General features: G+C 36.7%; 20 protein-coding genes and 1 pseudogene. 10 read left to right on the top strand and 11 right to left on the bottom strand.

From position 1 onward, the window contains the following. A pseudogene (locus I6E85_RS21050) lies at positions 1-159 on the top strand (IS3 family transposase); the annotation flags it as partial. Positions 160-1,640: 1,481 nt separating this feature from the next. On the opposite strand, the gene I6E85_RS18675 reads toward I6E85_RS21050, so the two are convergent. From I6E85_RS18675 to I6E85_RS18650, 6 genes are all read right to left on the bottom strand, one after another. Continuing rightward, positions 1,641-2,600 carry a sugar-binding transcriptional regulator gene (locus tag I6E85_RS18675; RefSeq protein ID WP_002960874.1) on the bottom strand — a complete coding sequence of 320 codons (960 nt, stop codon included), beginning with the start codon at positions 2,598-2,600 and terminating at the stop codon, positions 1,641-1,643. A 248-nt stretch (positions 2,601-2,848) separates the two neighbouring features. Continuing rightward, positions 2,849-3,850 (bottom strand): ABC transporter ATP-binding protein, encoded by a 1,002-nt coding sequence (locus tag I6E85_RS18670; protein WP_002960876.1) that lies wholly within the window; start codon positions 3,848-3,850, stop codon positions 2,849-2,851. A 10-nt stretch (positions 3,851-3,860) separates the two neighbouring features. Next, complete coding sequence (locus I6E85_RS18665; RefSeq protein ID WP_024589367.1) at positions 3,861-4,691, bottom strand: carbohydrate ABC transporter permease; 831 nt, start codon at positions 4,689-4,691, stop codon at positions 3,861-3,863. Positions 4,692-4,693: 2 nt separating this feature from the next. Then, positions 4,694-5,566: a carbohydrate ABC transporter permease gene (locus I6E85_RS18660; protein ID WP_002960879.1), complete on the bottom strand. Its 873-nt coding sequence runs from the start codon at positions 5,564-5,566 to the stop codon at positions 4,694-4,696. 146 nt (positions 5,567-5,712) lie between these two features. Next, positions 5,713-7,017, bottom strand: coding sequence for a sugar ABC transporter substrate-binding protein (locus I6E85_RS18655; protein WP_197237235.1), 1,305 nt, complete (start codon positions 7,015-7,017; stop codon positions 5,713-5,715). A 152-nt stretch (positions 7,018-7,169) separates the two neighbouring features. Next, positions 7,170-8,498, bottom strand: coding sequence for a hypothetical protein (locus I6E85_RS18650; RefSeq protein ID WP_007582736.1), 1,329 nt, complete (start codon positions 8,496-8,498; stop codon positions 7,170-7,172). A 529-nt stretch (positions 8,499-9,027) separates the two neighbouring features. Between I6E85_RS18650 and I6E85_RS18645 the strand changes: the two genes are divergently transcribed. Genes I6E85_RS18645 through I6E85_RS18625 form a run of 5 tightly spaced genes read left to right on the top strand, consistent with a single transcriptional unit; the run spans position 9,028 to position 14,624 of the window. Further along, positions 9,028-9,411: a response regulator gene (locus tag I6E85_RS18645; protein ID WP_010552804.1), complete on the top strand. Its 384-nt coding sequence runs from the start codon at positions 9,028-9,030 to the stop codon at positions 9,409-9,411. A 13-nt stretch (positions 9,412-9,424) separates the two neighbouring features. Beyond that, complete coding sequence (locus I6E85_RS18640; RefSeq protein WP_002960884.1) at positions 9,425-10,330, top strand: MoxR family ATPase; 906 nt, start codon at positions 9,425-9,427, stop codon at positions 10,328-10,330. Between the two features lie 6 nt (positions 10,331-10,336). Continuing rightward, entirely contained in the window at positions 10,337-11,323 is a 987-nt protein-coding gene (locus I6E85_RS18635) for a DUF58 domain-containing protein (RefSeq protein ID WP_197237234.1), read from the top strand. Next, entirely contained in the window at positions 11,323-13,293 is a 1,971-nt protein-coding gene (locus I6E85_RS18630) for a DUF3488 and transglutaminase-like domain-containing protein (RefSeq protein ID WP_197237233.1), read from the top strand. Before I6E85_RS18635 ends, I6E85_RS18630 begins: the two co-directional genes overlap by 1 nt. A gap of 8 nt (positions 13,294-13,301) precedes the next feature. Further along, positions 13,302-14,624 carry a Na+/H+ antiporter family protein gene (locus I6E85_RS18625; protein WP_024593634.1) on the top strand — a complete coding sequence of 441 codons (1,323 nt, stop codon included), beginning with the start codon at positions 13,302-13,304 and terminating at the stop codon, positions 14,622-14,624. 277 nt (positions 14,625-14,901) lie between these two features. Here I6E85_RS18625 and I6E85_RS18620 read toward each other — a convergent pair whose 3' ends face one another. Genes I6E85_RS18620 through I6E85_RS18610 form a run of 3 tightly spaced genes read right to left on the bottom strand, consistent with a single transcriptional unit; the run spans position 14,902 to position 17,007 of the window. Further along, positions 14,902-15,333, bottom strand: coding sequence for an acyl-CoA thioesterase (locus tag I6E85_RS18620; RefSeq protein WP_010552809.1), 432 nt, complete (start codon positions 15,331-15,333; stop codon positions 14,902-14,904). A 5-nt stretch (positions 15,334-15,338) separates the two neighbouring features. Further along, a complete protein-coding gene (locus I6E85_RS18615) occupies positions 15,339-16,157 on the bottom strand; it encodes a M23 family metallopeptidase (protein WP_024593633.1) in 819 nt (272 codons plus the stop codon). Further along, on the bottom strand, positions 16,150-17,007 hold the full coding sequence (locus tag I6E85_RS18610; protein ID WP_197237232.1) for a 6-carboxytetrahydropterin synthase: 858 nt from the start codon (positions 17,005-17,007) through the stop codon (positions 16,150-16,152). Before I6E85_RS18610 ends, I6E85_RS18615 begins: the two co-directional genes overlap by 8 nt. Positions 17,008-17,210: 203 nt before the next feature. Between I6E85_RS18610 and fabA the strand changes: the two genes are divergently transcribed. Continuing rightward, positions 17,211-17,726 carry a bifunctional 3-hydroxydecanoyl-ACP dehydratase/trans-2-decenoyl-ACP isomerase gene (fabA, locus tag I6E85_RS18605; RefSeq protein ID WP_007582756.1) on the top strand — a complete coding sequence of 172 codons (516 nt, stop codon included), beginning with the start codon at positions 17,211-17,213 and terminating at the stop codon, positions 17,724-17,726. A gap of 67 nt (positions 17,727-17,793) precedes the next feature. Here fabA and rmf read toward each other — a convergent pair whose 3' ends face one another. Then, positions 17,794-17,964: a ribosome modulation factor gene (gene rmf / locus I6E85_RS18600; protein ID WP_002960897.1), complete on the bottom strand. Its 171-nt coding sequence runs from the start codon at positions 17,962-17,964 to the stop codon at positions 17,794-17,796. A gap of 409 nt (positions 17,965-18,373) precedes the next feature. On the opposite strand from rmf, the gene I6E85_RS18595 reads away from it, so the two are divergent. Beyond that, positions 18,374-19,009 carry a TetR/AcrR family transcriptional regulator gene (locus tag I6E85_RS18595; RefSeq protein ID WP_024589313.1) on the top strand — a complete coding sequence of 212 codons (636 nt, stop codon included), beginning with the start codon at positions 18,374-18,376 and terminating at the stop codon, positions 19,007-19,009. Positions 19,010-19,058: 49 nt separating this feature from the next. Then, positions 19,059-20,051, top strand: a complete 993-nt coding sequence (locus tag I6E85_RS18590) for an MDR family oxidoreductase (protein WP_197237231.1) — start codon at positions 19,059-19,061, stop codon at positions 20,049-20,051. A 46-nt stretch (positions 20,052-20,097) separates the two neighbouring features. Here the strand turns inward: I6E85_RS18590 and I6E85_RS18585 are convergent, their stop codons facing one another. After that, the gene (locus I6E85_RS18585; protein ID WP_007582760.1) at positions 20,098-20,664 is read right to left on the bottom strand and encodes a hypothetical protein; all 567 of its coding nucleotides are present in this window, start codon (positions 20,662-20,664) and stop codon (positions 20,098-20,100) included. A gap of 194 nt (positions 20,665-20,858) precedes the next feature. Here I6E85_RS18585 and I6E85_RS18580 point away from each other — a divergent pair, with 194 nt between their 5' ends. Continuing rightward, complete coding sequence (locus I6E85_RS18580; protein ID WP_197237230.1) at positions 20,859-21,275, top strand: VF530 family DNA-binding protein; 417 nt, start codon at positions 20,859-20,861, stop codon at positions 21,273-21,275. The last annotated feature ends 19 nt before the right edge of the window (positions 21,276-21,294 follow it).

Below are 21,294 nucleotides of genomic sequence, written 5' to 3'. Positions count from 1 at the left end.
GTTGGATATGGAAATTTTATAGATGCTAAATATAGCGTTAGTGATTATATCAACGGATATTACAACAACGTTAGGCCGCATCATTATAATGCCGGTTTAGCGCCAAATGAATCTGAGGTTAGATATCAAGATTCTAAAACTGTGGCCAAATTTTATTGACCACTACAGTAAGAACAAAGTAAACGTCGAAGTCAATTCTGGCAAATAAAGACAGCTTATTAAAATTTCCAATAGATTAAGTTATCTAAATGAGATCCCTAAAAATCTGTAATATCTGTTTGGCTTTAATTAGATCTGTTACGTTATTCTTTAAATAACTAACAGACATTATGTTATTTCACGATTAATTGAAGGCAAATATATCCTGTTGTTGCAGCATTAATAAAAAGATTCTCTTTGTATCTCGTTAAATGACTAAGGAGTATCAAAATTAAGATGTACTTTACAGTGAAATTGGTTGAATTTAAACAAGCTCTTGAGGAATAAAGTTCTCTCTTTCAATTTTTGCTACAGAACTAAGTTTAAACAGTACATAAAATTCGTAAACAAATTTAAAACTAACACAGAGCTTGAAGGCCAAACGAATAGCAATGATTCAGCCCACAATAAGCAAGGTTTACTTAACCTAGAACGAATTTCATTCCTACGTAAACCCAATATTTTTCACGTTCTAGGAAAATGATAAAATGTAGTGGGGCACTTATCGCTATCACAGAGAGCCGAGGGCAGAAATCGAAAAAGCACTTAGTAAGATTTTTCCTTCTGTAATTTTTAAATACGCTTAGGTTGAAATAACCTTTACAATTGATCGACTATCAAAGTATAAAGCCATTTTTCACGATAATTAGAATCACATTTTATAACCTATGGGCCATTCTTGATGTTGCTTAAGTTAATGACGAAGTTCATAAGTTTTTTGCGTCATTTTAATTTAGAATTTATAACAGATGAAGAACCCAAGATGATCAGACAAAAATTTAGGTTGTGATTATAATCTAGGAAAAGTTTAGTTAAATGCTGAAATTTATGCACGTAAGACAGTTATTAACTTTTAAGAGGGTTCAATAGAATTTCCAGTTCGGCGCAGCCTGATCACCAAAAAGTTAGTCGCGCAGTTTAATACAATTCTAACGGTTGAGAAAAATTAAATATTAGCAGTTCAAAATATTCAAACCGTGTTTAAAAGGCGTGTAAAGGAAAGTTAAACGATCAAGAATGATTGAATAAAGAGCAAGTTTGAAGGTTTTACCTAAACTATACGTAATCGTTTTTAAAAATTTCATATTATAAATTAACAAATCCCAGCAATATTGGACCTTTAAGAGATCAGGGCTCAAACCATTCCTATTCTACAAATAAACGTGTAAACGGGTAAGGCACTCACTATTAAGATAAGTAGGTTAATGCTTATAAAATAGTCAAAATATAGCGCTTATACGTTAATTAATGAAGGTGAGTAACTTGGTTATGTATTTATTTATGCTATTTAACATAATATAAATTATGGGTAGTTAATGCATATATAGAAAGAGCGCTTAAATTCACCCTTACTATGTCCAATACTAGACGGTATCGGACATTAAGTGATTTTATTACAATAACAGGTATTACTAATACAGATACTTTATTTATCAATTTGTTTAATCAATACTTAATAAACGCTCAGCTGTATATTCGTTAGTAATTAATCCGCTGATCATGTTTGACCTTACTGCGCCCAAAATGGCTAACACTTTTTCTTCACCAGCAGCTATCGCATAAATCTGTTTGTTAGCATTTGTTTTTAATGGCGTACTTGCTACACGCTGATTAACTGTGCAATCTAAAAGCTTACCGTTTTTATCAAACACCCAACTAATCATTTCACCAACGGCACCAAGATCTTGTAACTCTTTAAGTTCTTGCGCATCAATAAAACCATCTATATGTAATGGCGATTTTTCACCTAAGCTACCAATACCCACAAATGTTACATCAGCATCTTTAGCGAGTTTTAAATTACCGGTAATATTTTGTTGTGCATGTAACTGTTCTTTTTCTTCAATACTTCTTGGTAAAACTGGCAATGGCATTGGGTAATGTTTTGCATTGGTGTGTTCGGCCATTCTTACTACAACATCATAAGGTGAAGCCGATCCATCCAAAGCCATATTACCTAGCATTGCTACAATTTTATGTTGCGGACAATCAACAGTTCTTAGCTCATCTACACATGAACGTAAAACTCGACCGGTTCCCATAGCAAGTACTTTGGGTTGTTCTGATTTTAAATGACGTTCTATTTCAGCCGCGCCAGCTTGAGCTAAACCTAATGTAGATGAAGGTTCTGAGGGATCGCTCGGTACAACTTCACATGAATCTAACCCAAAACGGCTTTTTAATTTTTCGGCCAAATCCATACATTTAGCAATCGGGTGGTCAAGTCTAACTTTAATTAATCCTTGGCTCACAGATAATGCGACCATTCTTTGTGCAGATTGACGAGATATATTTAGCTTTTTAGCTATTTCATCTTGTGTGTTACCGCCAACATAATATAACCACCCTGCTCTGGCTGCATCATCTAGCTTTCTAATTTCTGTATTTGATAGCTTTACCACGTAAACCTCTTAAAATAGAAGGAAAACTAAATCCTTATTTTCATTACATAATTTTAATTATATGTGCTGCTATATAAATTATTTTATTAATTTTGGAATATCTATTTATCAATAACGTTTTTGTTATTTATAATTGTAAATATACCATTCCTTAATAAAAAATACCTAGGTTTCATAGGATTATGTAATTAGAATTTAGTTAATAGCACCCTTATAAAGGTGCTATTTAAGGTAATTAAAAATTGGCTTTAGCGAATAGTTAAACCGTTATTATCAAACTTTAATACTTTATCTGCAGGTGCGCTTAGGTAAATACTGTCGCCATATTTTAATGGGCAATCACCATCTGCTTTTACTGTTACGGTCCCTTTGCCTTCAATATTTATATGTAAAAAGCTCTCCGATCCTAAATGCTCAATTACACCTACAGTTCCAGCCCAAGTACCTTGCTCAGTAGAGAGTGTTATATGCTCTGGTCGTATACCAATACAGCTAACATTCGCATCTTCATTTTGTGGATCATCTATAAAATTCATTTTTGGAGAGCCAATAAAACCAGCTACAAATTTGTTTACAGGGTTTTTATAAAGCTCTAAAGGTGTGCCTACTTGTTCAATAATACCGGCATTAAATACCGCGATTCTATCTGCCATTGTCATGGCTTCAACCTGATCGTGTGTAACATAAATCATTGTTGTAGCTAAACTTTTATGTAATTCAGATATTTCTAAACGCATATTTACACGTAGTGACGCATCAAGATTTGAAAGTGGTTCGTCAAATAAAAATGCCGAAGGCTGACGAACAATTGCGCGCCCTATCGCTACACGCTGGCGCTGACCGCCCGATAATTGCCCAGGCTTTCGGTCTAAATAATCAGTTAAATTTAGAATTTTAGCGGCGTTAGCAATTTTACTTTCGATTTCTGCAGGGCTTACCTTGGCTCTTTTTAAAGGAAAAGCAATATTGTTACGCACGGTCATATGCGGATACAACGCATAGGATTGAAACACCATTGCTAAGCCTCTTTTTGCAGGCGGTGTTTTTGTAGCGTCAATGCCATCAATTTCTATATTACCACTGGTGGTATCTTCAAGACCTGCGATCATACGAAGTAATGTAGATTTACCACAGCCAGATGGACCGACAAAAACGATGAACTCACCGTCTTTAATTTCTAAGTCGAGCGGTTTAATTACGTTTACTTCATCAAAGTTTTTAGTGACTTGTTTTAGTGTGATGCTGCCCATGTGTATTCTCCTATTTTACTGCGCCGAAACTTAATCCACGCACTAATTGTTTTTGACTAAACCAACCAAGTATTAAAATTGGCACAATGGCCATGGCAGATGCTGCCGATAACTTAGCGTAAAATAACCCCTCAGGGCTTGAGTAACTGGCAATAAATGCCGTTAAAGGTGCAGCATTTGCAGCGGTTAAAATAAGTGTCCAAAACGCTTCGTTCCACGATAAAATAACATTTAGCAATAACGTTGAGGCTATACCTGGTAAGGCTATTGGCAATAAAACATGAAATATTTCTTCACCAATTGTTGCGCCATCCATACGTGAAGCTTCAAGTATTTCGTTTGGTATTTCTCTAAAGTAGGTGTAAAGCATCCATACCATTATTGGTAAGTTAATGAGTGTCATTACAATCACTAAACCTAATTTTGTATCGAGTAACGCAAAGTCACGAAACAATAAATAAATCGGAATAAGTACGCCTACTGGCGGTAACATTTTGGTTGAAAGCATCCACATTAATAAATGCTTTGTTTTTTTAGTTTGTACAAAAGCCATAGACCACGCAGCAGGTACAGCAATTAATAAACCCAGTAAACTTGAACCTAGCGATATAACTACAGAGTTCCAAAAATGGGTAAAGTATGGCGAACGTGACAGTACATCGCGGTAGTTTTCGAGTGTCCAATCGAATGCATATAAGCTTGGACTTGCTGATATTGCTTCGGCTTCCGTTTTAAAGCTGGTGATTAACGTCCATAAAATTGGAAAGAAAATCATGCCGCTTATTGTCCATGCAGCAATGGTATAAATTAGTTTGGAACGACGGCTATCTTTTATAGTCATAATTAACCCTCCAAGTTTTTGCCAATTAAGCGCATTAAAAATATAGCGACTATATTTGCAATAATAACTGCAACTATGCCCCCTGCCGAACCGCCGCCTACATCAAACTGAAGTAGCGATTGCGTATAAATTAAGTACGTTATATTGGTTGACGAATAACCAGGACCGCCACTAGTTGTGACTAATATTTCAGCAAAAATTGACAGTAAAAATATAGTTTCGATTAATATAACCGCAGTTACAGCGCGCGATAAGTGCGGTAAAACGATGTAAAAAAACTTACTAAATGGGCCTGCTCCGTCCAAATCAGCCGCTTCTAATTGTTCACGGTCGAGTGATTGTATTGCTGTTAGCAGTATTAATGCTGCAAATGGTAACCACTGCCAAGACACAATAATGATGATTGAAAATAATGGCATTTGAGCAAAAAAGTCGATAGGTTCAAAGCCAAGCCAAATTGCAAAGTGTGCAAATAAGCCATTAACTGGGTTCATTAGCATGTTTTTCCATACCAATGCCGACACAGTTGGCATTACAAAAAATGGAGCTAGTACCATAATGCGAACGTAGTTTCGTCCCCATATTGCTTGGTCAAGTAAAATAGCTAAGCCAATACCACCACAAATAGTGATAAGTAAAACCCCAGTTACTAGGTAAAGCGTGTTAAAAAATGATTCAAAAAAAGCCGGATCAGTCAGGAAAAATTCATAGTTTAAAAAGCCTACAAACTCTTTATCCCCAGGAACGAGTAAGTTGTAATCAATAAATGAAAAATACAGTGTCATACACAGCGGAACTATCATCCAAGCAAGTAATAAAATTACACTAGGAAGAAGCATAAACCGAGCAAGCGTGCGCGAGTTAGTTGTTGCCATAAAGGTGACCTTAAAAAAGCCAATTCTATTTACTTGTTAACTATCAAGTGAAAATCAGAAACCCTTGATAGTGTTTATAACTAACAAGTAAATAGAATTGACATAAAATATTGGGTAAGTTTGAGTACTTACCCGCCCATTACATGCTATTTAGGATAGCGAGCTTTACGCATTGTTCGCTCAACGAGGTGCTGAGACGTACTAAGCGCTTGCTTAACGGTCATTTGGCCAGTTAATGCTGCTGAAAATTGTTGCCCAACAGCTGTACCAATTCCTTGAAACTCAGGAATAGCAACAAACTGAATACCTACATAAGGCACCGGTTTAACGGTTGGATTTTTAGGATCTGCAGATTGAATAGAATCTAAGGTAATTTGCGCAAACGGTGCTGCGTCCATGTACTTTTGATTACTGTAAAGTGATTTACGTGTACCTGGCGGTACTTTTGCCCAACCTTTTTTGTCGGCTACAAGTTGAGTGTATTCTTTAGATGTTGCCCAGCTAATAAATTTCATTGCGGCATCTGGTTTTTTGCTGCTTGCCGGCACGGCTAAAGTCCAAGACCATAACCAGTTACCGCGTTTACCTAGACCGTTATCTGGCGAAAGTGCAAACCCTACTTTATCGGCAACTTCTGAGTCTTTTTTGTTAGTAACAAATGCGCCTGCAACGGTTGCATCAATCCAAATACCACATTTTCCGGTTTGGAATAGTGCAAGGTTTTCATTAAAACCGTTTGCAGATGAACCAGCAGGACCAGATTCTTTCATAACATCTACATAATACTGAAGGGTATTTTCCCACTCAGGGGTATTAAACTGAGGTTTCCAATTTTCATCAAACCAACGCGCACCAAACGAATTTGCCATGGATGTAATAAGCGCAACGTTTTCGCCCCAACCCGCTTTACCACGTAAACAAAGACCATAAACACCTTCTTTTTTATCGGTCATGGCTTTGGCAGCTTTGCGTATAAAGTCCCATGTTGGGGCTTTAGGCATTGTCAGCCCTGCTTTTTCCATTAAGTCAGTGCGGTACATAACCATTGAGCTTTCGCCATAAAATGGCGCAGCATAAAGCTTGTCGTTAATCGTTAAACCGCTTCGGATTGCAGGTATTAAATCGTCTAAATCGTAGTTTTCACCTAAATTATCTAATTCTTTTAACCAATTTTGTTTGCCCCAAATTGGTACTTCATAAGTACCTATGGTCATAACATCGTATTGTCCGCCTTTTGTTGCTACATCGGTAGTGACACGTTGGCGAAGAATGTTTTCCTCTAGAGTGACCCATTTTAAATCTATATCAGGGTTTTGGCTGGTAAAGTCACTACTTAATTCTTTCATGGTGATCATGTCACCGTTGTTAACAGTCGCTATTGTAATTGTTTCTTTTGCCGCAGCGCCCATGCTTATAAAGCCACACGCGAGCATAATTAATTTATTTTTCATCGGGTATTCCCCATACACGTTATGTTTTAACAAGTGCTATTAAATTTCAATCTATTACCAATTCTATTTATGGCAGTTTTAACGCATAAAACTGCCCGCAAAGTGCCTTTTTAGGTCCTTTGTATAAATAGTTAGACTAGTTGGATAATGACTTAAAATTTAACAGATATTTCAGAAGTGAAGCCGTCAAATCCTTTACCGATTTGGCCGCCCGAATTAACACCTTCTTCTTGGTTAACATACTCAACTTTTAAAAGCGTTTTATCGTTAAACCAGTAACCTGCGGCTACTTGAATACGCTCTACTGTATTGTCTGTTTGTTCAATTAAGTCGGAAGTGTTTTCGGCTTCTGCATAACGAGCCGCTACATATAGCTTTTTAGGGATTAGATATTGTTGTGCTTCAAACACGAAATACTCAACCGATGAGTCGCCTTCTATTACACTGTTTGAATCAAAAGTAGTGCCATTTTCATCAGCTATGCCGTTTGTACCAAAGTAGGTAATACCGGCAACTGCATTACCAGCGGCATCTGCAAATGTGTAATCATCAGATGATTTACCAACCATAAAGATTAAGCTAGTTTCGTCAGATGGTTGATAAGCTAAGTTAAGCTGGATGATTGATTGCTCAAGCCCTGGCATTGCGCCAACATGAGTGTCACGCTCGTTTGAAGGTGACGCTGAGAAATTATAGTTTTCACCATCGCCAAAGCGATAGTTTGTTGTGGTTACACCATCAAGACTGGCTACACCATTTTCAAAACGTAACTGGTCGCCTTGATTCGCCTTTAATAAGTTTAAGCCTGCTTTAAAGCCACCTTCAAATTCTAGAGTACCTTGAAGTCGGTAGTTATAACCTCTGTCTTCTTGAAACGCTTCACCAAAACTAGAAGTCGTAATGTGACCTGTAACATTATAAGCACGTACTACACCACTTTCGAAAGTTTCGCTGTAACTTAGCTGTGCACCGTTTTCTGCGGTTGCGTAATCGGTAATACCATTACCAATAAGTGCATTATTTTGGTTATCTGCGCCGTCTTGAAAACCTTTAAATTGAAATGGTGAGCCACCAATATTACCCAAACGCAGTGTTAAATTTGCGTTTTCTTTTGGTGTGCCATATAGACCTAGTAAGTCAAATTCAACACCTGCAAAATCGTTGTGAAATGAAAAGTCACGATCTTCGCCACCAAAGTCATTAGGCTCTTCTGCAATATCTATATCGGCAGTGATGAACTCGTTAATATGAAATTTAAGCATTAGATTAGCTCTAATACGGCCAAATCCTGATTCTTGTTCTTCATCTTCTGGACGAAATGCGCCGTCTTTAGCTTGAATTGACTGAAAGTTTTGCATTAGTAAAAAGTCTACGTCAACGCGATCTAAATATTCAGAAATATCAGCCTGTGCTGGAGCCGATGTAGCCATAGCTGCCGCTATGAGAGAAATTGCAAATTTAGTCTTTTTATTATTCAACATAATAAGCTCTTTATTTAGTGTGGTGTGTGATGCCAACTTTATTAAATTGCATATTCATTTAATGAAATTGGTATTAATTCAGTGTGTGTAGATGAGGCTGGCTGAGCAAAACATTAAATAGTTAATGAAATTGCACTTGTGAGCATAAGCCCATCTGATGAGCATAATCACAGAATGAATTTAGAAGGTCAACGATTTTTTATTACAAAACGTTTACAAAAAATCGAATTCATATGTAAATATTTTTGAATCAATAAGTTAAGTAGCAAATTTGTTACATCAAATTTTGAAGAAATAAAGTGTAGGATTAAGGGATTTATTGTAGATACGTCATTATTGTTCAATACAATTAATGAAAATATAAGTTAGTAGAAGATAAGAGAGCAGATAATCCTTTAAAAATAGGTTGTTGGGCAAACCTATAAACAGTTTATTTATTAGTGTTTTTTAAGTAACGTTCTTGAGCTTATGATGGGGTTAGCTTAGTATTAAAGCACTTAGATGTATTCAAAATAGAAGTAACCTACATATGGAATTTGTTCGCCCGCTAGAGCCCATCCTCATTATTGATGACGTTAAGGAAATTCGTGATTATCTAAACCAAATTTTAACTGACTTAGGGTTTGAAGATATATTAGAAAGTGCTGATTTTAGCTCTGCCAAACCTATTATGGACAATAAACCGCCAGGCGTTATATTTGTAGATGTAGATTTACCTGACTCTAACGGTGCAGAGATATTGGAATACATCAATAGTACTTACCCGCACACTCATGTTGTTATGTGTTCGGGCCACAATAGTCTCGAAAACGTACAAAACACGTGGGAAATGGGCGCTAAAGGCTTTATTGCAAAACCTTTCAACACAAAAAAAGTAGACACTGTAATGAAGCGTCTTGAAATAATAGAATAATAATAAGGTTAGCATGCATAGTACTGTTACTGCGATTATAGAAGATCTTTCGAGTGTTATATTTGGTAAACAACAACAAATAAAACTGGCACTTACATGCTTATTTAGCGAAGGGCATTTACTCATTGAAGATTTGCCTGGCATGGGAAAAACCACTCTTTCTCATGCATTGTCAGCTGTGTTAGGTTTATCGTATCAGCGTATTCAATTTACCAGTGATCTTCTGCCTGCTGATATTCTGGGTACTAATGTATTTAACTCTACCGAGCACAGTTTTACGTTTCATAAAGGCCCTATTTTTAGCCAAGTTGTTTTAGCTGATGAAATAAACCGCGCAGGGCCCAAAACACAAAGTGCGTTGCTTGAAGCAATGGAAGAGCAACAAGTAACAGTTGATGGAAAAAAATATACGCTGCCAAATCCATTTTTTGTGATAGCAACACAAAACCCGCTTTACCAATCAGGTACCTACCCGTTACCTGAGTCGCAATTAGACCGTTTTTTAATGCGTATTAGCTTAGGTTTTCCACCTAAAGAAGCCGAAAAACGCTTAATTTTGAATATGCAAAAACGAGATTACAGTCAGTTACCTAAGCGTATTAACCAACAAGAGTTAGCGGCAATTCAAACCCAGATAAGCCAAATTACTTTAAGTAGCCCGGTTATTGACTACATTATAGAGCTTGTTAATTACACACGCACAAGCAACGCTTTTGCATCATCATTATCACCTCGTGCTAGTATGGCTCTGGCTAAAGCGGCTAGGTCATGGGCCTTTATTGATGGTCGTGATTTTGTAATGCCAGAAGATGTTCAAGCCGTATTTGCAAGTGTGTGTCAGCATCGATTAGGTTTGCATAATGAGTCAGGTGAAGCGCAAGTAAACGATATTTTAAAAAACGTATTAGTTCCGGTATAAACTTTTATGCCAAAAAAAATAGTTAAACGCCCTTCTTTATTTAAGTCATTTAAGCAAAGTGTATTTAATAAGTTATTAAAAAATAAACATTTAAAAAACTCAATTACACTTGAACACAGAACAATTTATGTATTGCCATCATCCCTTGGTTGGTACTTTGTAATTGTGGCTATTTTAAACTTTGTGATGGGCATTAATTATCAGAATAATTTAATTTTAATAATGTCTTATCTTATGTTTGTGGTAATGATTATTGCTGTATTAATGGGCTACAGTAACGCTAAAGGCTTAACAGTTAAATTTAAAGATGCATTTAGCAGCTACGCTCCTCAAAAACCGAGTATTATATTTGAATTACAAAGCCCTTCTGTAACCCAATCTATTAATTTAACATATCAAGGTAGTGAGCAAACTCACAAACATACCGACGAAGTTGATAGTAAGACTCAGTTACTTACACTCCACTTACCCTACAGCTCACGCGGTAAGTACTCAGTGCAACGTATTAAAATAGCGAGTAACTATCCCTTTGGTTTGATAACTGTTTGGAGCTACATTCAATTACAAGAAGATGTATTTGTATATCCGTCGCTTGAACAGGTTCACTGTGATGCGCATGTTTCTATGCTTGATGAGCAAGCCGATAAAGGTATTTCTACACAATCTGGTAGCGAAGAGTTTGAGTCTCTTATCCCACATTTACCTGAGATGGGCTTGCAAAGAGTGTCGTGGAAGCATTACGCAAAAACACAGCAGTTGTTAGTTAAAGAATTTGTAGACTTTAAAACAGCAAATGCGCTCTTCGATTTTACGTTAATGAATGGGGATACAGAACAACGTTTAAGCCAGTTATGCTTTTTAGTGTGTGAAGCAACCGAAAAAAACACCCCTTTTATGTTAAAACTACCGAGTAAAACAATAAATACAAATACTGGACAGCAACATAAGCAGCAGTGTTTAGAATTATTATGCTCATTTAATGGTGATGTGTAATGGACATACTTAAAAACGAAAAAGTAATAAATTATTCACTGTCTTTTATATATTCATGTTTAATTGTATTTTTTGTATCACATTTACCGCTTGTTTTTGTTGGTGTACTTACACTCATTTGTGCATGGAACTTTTACATAACGCTGAGTAATAAACCAAAGCCAAATGCTTGGCTGGCAAATATACTCGCAGGTGTGTCACTAGGTTTAATGCTCTACACAGTAGGCATGTCGGATACGGTTATTTTATTTGTGGCCATGCTGCTACTTGCTAGTTTATTTAAGCTACTACAGGCTAAAACCAAAAAACACTATCATGTAATTACAACGCTTACGTTTTTTTCACTCTCATCGGTGTATTTATTTAACCAAAGTATTTTAACGACTTTAACTGTAAGTGGTTTATACATATTAAACTTTGCAGTACTTGGCCTACTCGAATCCAAACATAATTTAAAAATCGCCTCTAAGCAAAGTGGTAAATTGCTACTTTTAGCGCTTCCTTTAGCTATATTTTTACTGCTTTTTTTACCAAAAATGCCCGCCTTTTGGCAGCTTCCTGGGCCTAAACTTGCAAAAACAGGGCTTTCTGAACAAGTAGATCCATTCGATATTGCAAAGCTTTCAAATTCTGACGAGCTTGTGTTTAGAGCTAAATTTAATGAAGAAAAACCTGTAGCGCCTTATTATTGGCGAGCAATCGTTCATGATGAGTTTAATGGCAATGCGTGGCTTACGTCTGACTTTTTAAAATATAATAATCTAAAAACAAATACCCAGAGCGAAAATGATGAGCAACTTATTGCAAGCTACTCAGTTATTACAGAGCCTGCTACACAAAAATGGCTCTATGGTTTAGCGTATTCCAGTAGTAACTCACCAAATGTTGAAGGTAATTCGCTAGGTTTATTGCGTAAAAAAAGTCGCCAAGCTAAAAACTTACAATACGATGTAAATAGCTTTAACTTCACAGCTTTACCGCTTGGCGAATTTGAAGAAAAACGCTACAAATACCTCGCTTATAAAAAGAATGTAAAAACATCATCACTTGCTAAAAACTTAAAGCAAGATACACACTCTGACCGCGATTTTTACAATACCTTATTACAATACTTTGCAGGTACGGGATTTACTTACACGTTAACACCCACTCCTATGAGCGGCGATAACACCATTGATCAATTTTTATTTGATAACCAACGTGGCTTTTGTGGCCATTATGCAAGCGCCGCTGTGTACATATTTAGAACCGCAGGGATACCCGCTCGATTAGTAAGTGGTTATTTAGGCGGTGAATTAAATCAAGATAATAATACGCTAACAGTTCGCCAGTACGATGCGCATGCGTGGGTAGAAGTATATTTACAAAACGAAGGTTGGGTTATTTTTGATGCAACCGCTGTTGTAGCACCGGAGCGTTTAAATGGCTCACTTTCGCAAAACCAAGAGCTGAATGACGAATTTAAAAGTAATCTTGATTTTGGTTTAGTGAGTTTAAGTAATTTCCCCGCTATTAATTGGTTAAGGTTGGAACTTGAAAATCTCGATTATCAATGGTCTAGCTGGGTACTTGGTTTTGACGAAGAAAAACAAAATGATTTTTTAAAATCAATTTTTGGTAGTAAAAACATTTGGCTTGTACCATTAATGGTTTTATTAACAGCTGGTTTTTGTTTTGTAGGTTATTTTGTTTATTTAAACTTACCAAAACGCCCGGCTAAATTAGCGCCTATGGTTAAAGAGTTTTATGAAGTAAAAACATGGGCTAAAAAACAAAAAATAAATACACCCGATAATTTAACACCGAGTCAGCAGTTACATTTTTTTGCTGACAAATTCCCTCGTTCTGCACAATCTATAAACACATTTAGTCAGTTATTTAACCAAGTACGCTATAGTAAAAAACCTTTTACGAAAGAGCGTAAAACTCAGGCTAAAGATCTGATAAAATTAATTAAAATTTCCAAATAGAGAATACTATGAATGCTGTTGTTATAGGCGTTATTTTAATGCTCGGGCTATCTCTGGCTCGCGTTAACGTCATTGTTGCCATGATCATAAGTGCTTTAGTTGCTGGTTTAACCGCAGGCTTGGGTATAAAAGAAAGTGTTGATGCATTTAATTCTGGCCTTTCTGCCGGAGCTGAAATTGCACTAAGTTATGCCATGCTCGGTGCATTTGCCGTTGCTATTTCTAAGTCGGGTTTAACACGTATTCTCGCTGATAAGTTACTTGCTAAAGTAAATGCTAAAGGCAGCGGGAATGAAACGTTTTTAAGTTACTTCATTTTATTAATTATTTTAGGTTGTGCAATTTCTTCGCAAAACTTAGTACCTGTACACATAGCGTTTATTCCTATTTTAATCCCGCCGTTACTCGTGGTTTTTAATCAGTTAAGGTTAGACAGGCGTGCTATAGCGTGTATTTTAACATTTGGATTAGCAACCTCTTACATGGTGCTGCCTTATGGTTTTGGTGGTATTTACTTGTATTCTATTTTGCATAAAAATCTAGTCGATAACGGCTTAGATATTGTAAATACACAAGTCCCTATGGCGATGATTATTCCTGCATTGGGTATGTTTATTGGATTACTTATTGCGGTATTTATTACCTACAAAAAACGCCGTGAATACACAGAGCTCCCATTAACAACTCAGAGTAAATCTGCTGATGTCGAAAAGCCTAAAAAAGTAATGATTGTAGGACTTTGCGCTGTGTTAGCCTCACTTGTTGCACAAAACCTAAGTGGCTCAATGATTTTAGGTGGTCTAGTAGGTGTAATGATATTTAGTGTATTTGGTGTAGTTAAGTGGGAAGAAAACGGCGACGTATTTAGTAAAGGCGTTGCGATGATGGCGATGATTGGTTTTATTATGATATCGGCACAAGGCTTTGCATCGGTTATGCAAGCTACCGGCGATGTAGCGAGCTTAGTTCACAGTGGAGCCGCCCTTTTTGATGGCAATAAACCCCTTGCTGCGGGTGTTATTTTGTTAGTTGGTTTATTAATTACAATGGGAATTGGTAGTTCGTTTTCAACAGTGCCTATTATTGCAACGTTGTTTGTACCTCTATGTTTAGACCTTGGCTTTTCTGTTATGGCTACCGCTGCACTTGTTGGTACTGCGGGAGCTTTAGGTGATGCAGGCTCCCCTGCTTCAGACTCAACGCTTGGCCCAACGTCAGGTTTAAATGCAGATGGCCAGCACGACCATATTAGAGACTCTGTTATTCCAACATTTATTCACTTTAACATTCCACTGCTTATATTTGGCTGGATTGCAGCAATGGTGCTTTAAGTAGTATGTATGCATGTAAGTATTCGTAAATTTAATTAAAAGCTAAATGTAACCAAAAAGGTATGTTAAAAGCATACCTTTTTAGTATACAAATCCAACAACTCTCACCCCTATCAATTCCCCCCCAGTTTGATTACTTTTTTTAGTTAATATTAACTCTGTTGTTGAGATTACATTTAATAAATATTTGGTATGATGTGTTCTTTATTGTGTTTTATATAAGCACCAATTAAGGTGCTTATATAATGTTACTCTACCGCGTCTTTAAAGCTCTAAATTACTCAAAACCATAAATCATTTTATCGCATACTACCGGTGTTGGTCTGTGGTTATCATCGACTGCAACAAACGTAAAGCTACCACTAATGGCAGAGTGCTTATCATCTCTGTGCATAGTTTCTAATAGTATATCTACATCAACTTTTAAACTGGTGTTACCTACATGAACTACTTTAGCAATTAACTCTGCAAAAGTACCTGCTGGTATCGCTTCTTTAAAATCAACTCTATCGGAAGATATGGTAACCAAAGGTTTACGACAAAAACGCGTAGCAGCTATAAATGCCACTTCATCCATCCACGCCAGTGCATCACCACCAAATAAAGTATTGTGATGATTGGTACGCCCTGGAAACACAGTTTTAGTTACCGATGTGGTTGAGTCTTCAATACGCTGAGCAATTATTGCATCGCGATTTACGTCAGTCATAAATCCTACTTTTTGTTTGCTAATGTATCTTGCATTAGTAATGCAGGATCAAGGCGTTCGCCTTTCCAGTTAAAACGCCAATCTAGGTGAGGACCCGTTACACGCCCTGTTGCACCAATTTCAGCCACTTTGTTACCTTGCTTAATTTTGTCACCCACTTTTACATCAAGCTTACTTAAATGAATGTAAGTTGAGGTAATACCATGGCCATGATCAATAATTAATGTACCGCCTGAGTAGTATAAATCAGGTTCAGAAAATACCACGGTACCACTAATTGGCGCGTAAACAGGAGAGCCTGTTTTATTAGCGATGTCTAAGCCAAAGTGCGGACGACGAGGCTCGCCATTAAAATAGCGCTGACTACCATAAACACCCGATATACGCCCTTCTGCAGGCTTTAACACAGGGTCTAAAAAGTACAGTAAATCAGAGTCAACTTCTCTCGCTTTACGAACAGCAACTGCTTCGCGGCTTATACGTGCACTGACTTCTTTTGCCGGTGAAACATACTTCTTAGCCACGCCAGTAATTTTATCAATTTCATATTCACGCTTGGTTATGGCTAGCGGCTGAGAATGCGATTTACCCGTGTTATCTACCCATTTTAAAGTATGAGTAGTTTCAGCGTCACGCCCAAAACCAAATACAAAATCACCCTTTGGTGAAAGTTTTAAACTTTTGCCATCTAAGCTTACTGATTTAGCGTTTTCTAGCTTTCCAGTAACTAAACCGCCTTGTGTTAAATGTCCTTTTAACTCAAGCGCCATAGTACTAAAGCTAGCAGAGGCAACAAGCGCTGTTGCTAAAAGTGTTTTAAACATAACTAATCGATCCTTTTCCAACCCCTTCATAAGCGGTTACTTTTACTGCTTTTTCTGGGTATTGGGCTTTAATTTGGCCAGCTACATGTTCAGCAATACATTCTACAGTGGTGTCTACTGGTAAAATATCGCAACGAGATTCGCTAATAGCCATTTCAAAATAGCCTTGTGCCGATGTATAAGCAAAACATACATCATCCGCTTTGGCTGTTATATGTTTTAAATCAGGTGCGTTAATTTGATCTTCACTTGTGGCTAAGTAAATATCTTCCCACTTTTGAGACCATTCTTTTTGCAAGCGCGGCATAGAGATGCCATCTAGGCTAATACCAATTTGAGAACGATGCCCATGAATAATGCGCTGGCAATTACCGTCATGCTTTTTAAGGCCATGGCTGTAATGATAGTAAAAGCTTTGGCTGTGCTCAGGCTTAAGAGACAGCTCAATTTTTTCAATGTTATCTGGTAGCTTCGGTAAAATAGTCGCAATTAAAAATTCAGTAACCGATTCAACCGTTACTTCGTCTGCGTTAATCATGCAATAAGCTTGATGAGGAGCACTCATAGCTAAGTGGTTGTTTTCACCAAATGTACAGTCGAGTGTTTTATGCTCGTCAAATTCAGATACAGTGCCATTAAGGCCCGTAGGAATTGCTAATCGGTGATCAATACACTCATCTATAATGCCTTTAATTTGCTTTTTAACTAAACCAAAGTCTAAAACCATAGACTCTTCGTTAAGTTTACCGTGCAAAGTTAAATCAACAATCCAGCTCTCGCCAACGGCGCCGCGTTTGTTACATAAGTAAGAAAAATCAATCACAGTTAGTGAGTTAACAAAAAGGATCATAAACTTCCTTTAGACTGGTTATAAGACAGCGTTAATTATAATGATTTCTGATTGTAATTGCGCGGTTTTATAGTGCAAAAACCAATCGTGTTGATTGATTGATGATTTAATATGCAATATTTTGATTTTTTAACTGCTCCGAGTTGTTTAGCGTACAAGTGTACGCTAAAGTACTTGGCAATTTCTAAGCGAAGATAAGTGTTATGGAACCTAAAAATAGCTATACAAAAGAAGATTTGATCCTTTGCGGTCAAGGTGAAATGTTTGGTGAAGGCAACTGCCGTTTACCAAGTGACAACATGTTAATGATGGACCGCATTACCTCTATTACTGCTGATGGCGGAATTCATGGTAAAGGCGAAATTGTTGCTGAGCTTGATATTGACCCTAGCCTGTGGTTTTTCGATTGCCATTTTAAAGGCGACCCAGTAATGCCAGGTTGTTTAGGATTAGATGCTATGTGGCAACTAGTTGGCTTTTACTTAGGTTGGTCTGGTGGCCCTGGTCTTGGTCGTGCGCTAGGTGTGGGTGAAGTTAAATTTACTGGCCAAATTTTACCAACTAATAAAAAAGTAACTTACCGTCTTGTAATGAAACGCGTAATTAAACGTAAATTGTTTATGGGCGTTGCCGATGGCACTGTAGAAGTAGATGGCCGAGTAATCTACGAAGCAAAAGATTTAAAAGTGGGCTTATTCCAAGACACTAGTGCGTTTTAATTTTTAAACGCACAAACAAAAAGGCCTCCAATGTGGAGGCCTTTTTGCTTAAATTCGATTATTGATTTTAGGTTTTGTACATGTTGCGGTTTTCAATCGCTTCACGCCAACCTCCTAACCACTCTGATTTTGGATCTACTTGTTGATAAGGGCATAGCTCTTTTGAGCGACCTGCTAAACCTGCTTTAAAACCTTGAGAATGAGCTCTTTCTAAACGATCTCTTTTCTGTCTCTTCATCGGTAATATCCTCACCTTTTTATTTATATATTGTGTAGCATTAGTGAAATCTACATTTAATGAATAGTTAATAAAAATGTAAAATTCAAATTGTAAAAGCAATTAAATTGTTTGACTTTAACTAAGCTGCTGATGCAAAAATGAATTAACATTTAAAAAAGTAAGTGGTCATACAACATTTAATTTGACCGGTTCGTAAAAACAAATTGGCGATTTAATAATCGCTAAAAAGCACTTATGTGCTTTAATTGTGACCGACTAATATTGACTAAGTTCCAAACAAAAATGTAATCGTGACACTTTTATTTCATTAATTTTAAATTAGTAGCCCGCCCCTAAATTTGAACTATTTTTAAACAATTTAAATTTATACTTGATTATTTAAAGTCGATCGGTCTAATATAAGTTCATGAACAAAAATACATCAACACCAATACGCCGTGGTCGCCCACCTAAAATAGCCAGAGAAAACGCCGATACAAAAGCGTTACTTATTCGCACGGGCCTAGAAACATTAACTGAGTTTGGCTTTAGCGCCACGGGGCTCGATACTATTTTAAAAAAAGCAGCTGTACCTAAAGGCTCTTTTTATCATTACTTTAAAAGTAAAGAAGCCTACGGTATTGCGTTAGTTGATGCATACGACAGTTATTTTATTGCCAAGCTTACCCATTACCTACAGCAAGAAGATGTTCCCCCACTTGAGCGAATCGTTAATTTTACCCAAAGCGCAATTAAAGGGATGAAAAAATACGATTACAAACGTGGCTGTTTAGTCGGTAACTTAAATCAAGAGCTTAACCATTTAAGTGAAGAGTTTAAAACCAGATTAATGCAAAGCTACACCGCTTGGCAAAACCATGTAGAGGTTTGCTTAAATCAAGCTAAGCAACAAGGCACTATTGCAAGCCATGTAAATACAAAATTGATGAGTGAGTACTTTTGGATTGGTTGGGAAGGTGCTGTTATGCGCGCCAAGCTCACAAAATCAAATACTCCACTTACTTTGTATACAGAAATGTTTTTACGCGCATTATTAACCTAATGCGTTTTTATTTACCAATTAAAAGACGATCGGTCTAAAAGGATATCCCATGAGTAACCCAATTAAAGCCATTGTTATTAATAAAGAAGATAATAACTATAACGCTTCATTATCAACTATCGAAAATAGTGATTTACCAAACGAAAACGTATCTATCGACGTGCTATACAGCACACTTAACTATAAAGATGGTTTAGCAATTACTGGCAAAGGCCCCGTTGTACGCAGTTTTCCTATGGTGCCAGGTATTGATTTAGTGGGTACGGTTACAAATTCCACCAGCGATGAATTTAAAAACGGCGATAACGTAATATTAAATGGCTTTGGTGTAGGTGAAAAACATTGGGGCGGGCTTGCTCAAAAAGCAGCACTTAATAGCGATTGGTTAATCCCCTTGCCTGCAGGTATTTCACCAAAACAAGCAATGCAAATAGGCACTGCGGGTTATACCGCCATGCTAAGTGTTATAGCACTTCAAAAACAAGGTATTACGCCTGAATCTGGCGAAATACTGGTAACTGGTGCTAATGGTGGCGTAGGCAGCTTTGCTATTTATTTACTAAACCAACTTGGGTTTAACGTAACAGCGGCAACGGGTCGATTAGATCAAAGTGAGTATTTAAAAGAGTTAGGCGCTTCACAAATAATTGACCGAAATGAGCTTTCAAACCCGGGTAAGCCTTTGCAAAAAGAGCGATTTGCAGCGGCAATAGATTCAGTAGGTAGCCATACACTTGCCAATATTTGTGCATCATTAAAATATGGTGGCGTAGTAACCGCCTGCGGACTTGCACAAGGTATGGATTTACCAGCATCGGTGGCACCCTTTATATTACGTGGTGTATCTCTTATAGGAATTGATAGCGTAATGCGCCCTAAAGCCGACAGAATTGAAGCATGGGATCGTTTAGCTAAATTAGTAAGCGCTGATTATTTAGATAAAATTTCGACAGAAATATCACTCGAACACGTAATCGATAACGCAGAGCAACTTATGGAAGGTAAAATTCGTGGTCGTGTTGTAGTTAATTGCCAAAGTTAATTAAATAATAATAAGCCACATAGTAATATGTGGCTTAAACGTTTAACTAGGCACCGAATGCAGCTAATTTTTCAGCTAATTCTGTTTTAGTAATCAAACCCATTTCTTCTTGCTTTTTAAGCTTGCGAATGTTGTCAAAGTTATCTAGTTTTAAACGTGCTTTAGCTAACTTTTCTTCCATTTCTTCTTTAGATAAAACATCAAGTTTTACTGCTTTTTCTAACTTCTCTTTTTCTTGATCATATTCTTTTTGAAAAATTGCTTTTTCTTGAATTATAATTTGATCTTTTATTTTCTTTTCGATTTCAATGGCTTCATCTTCAAGCTCAATCTTTTTCTCTAAAAGAGGTTCTATTCTTGATAAAGGCTCTTGTAAAGCAACTTCAACATTTTCACCTTGGTTAGCTAAAAGGTTCTCAACATATTTTTTACCAATATCTTTGTAACCAATATTAAGCTGACCTTCGATTGAAGTGATTTCTGAACGAATCGATGAAAGTTTTGCGTTTTCTTTTGCTGAAGTAGCAATATCACTACTTAGTTTTGATGTAGAGTCACTAATATTTGAGCCAATAGTGCTTGCTTGAGTTTTGATCTTATTAAAAAGTCCCATTTCGTAATATTCCTTAATCTTTAATACTATAAATTGGCATCTTGCCGTATTTTATAAAGCTTTTTAATATTACCGATTATTTAAACACGTGTAAATTTTATCTTTCAATTCATTGTATGTGTAGATTTTAGAGTATCAAAACTTATAGATAAAACTTATAATGCAATTTGTATTTTAATAATGAGGCAACACCTATGAGCAACCAAGAACTTTTCAGTAATAACCCACTGCAAGGCGTAAAATTAGAACAAGTGGTTGAAGAGCTGGTTGAACAATACGGGTGGGAACTCCTACACGCTTATTTACAACTTAACTGCTTTAAAAATAATCCTGATGTTAAGTCTGCGGTTAAATTTTTACGTAAAACACAATGGGCACAAGAAAAAGTAGATAACTTTTACCTTTATCGTCTTAAAAACTTACCTAAGCCTGATGATGTTCAATACGAACTACCACCACGAGATCGTGTGATCCCAGCTGATCATAAACCGGGTGAGCCGTGTGAGCTTAGTTTTGTTGATGCTAAACGTATTGTAGAGAAAAAAGCATCTAAGCAACGTGCTCGCGATCGTAAGCAGCGTTCTAATTCTAGTAACCCTTGGGGTAATTAAAAACTTACTAATTTAAGGT

The organism is Pseudoalteromonas sp. NZS71, from assembly GCF_015864715.1.
Lineage (GTDB): Bacteria > Pseudomonadota > Gammaproteobacteria > Enterobacterales > Alteromonadaceae > Pseudoalteromonas > Pseudoalteromonas arctica.
Note: the sequence above shows the minus strand (reverse complement) of the source record. Positions and strands in the feature narration are given on the sequence as shown.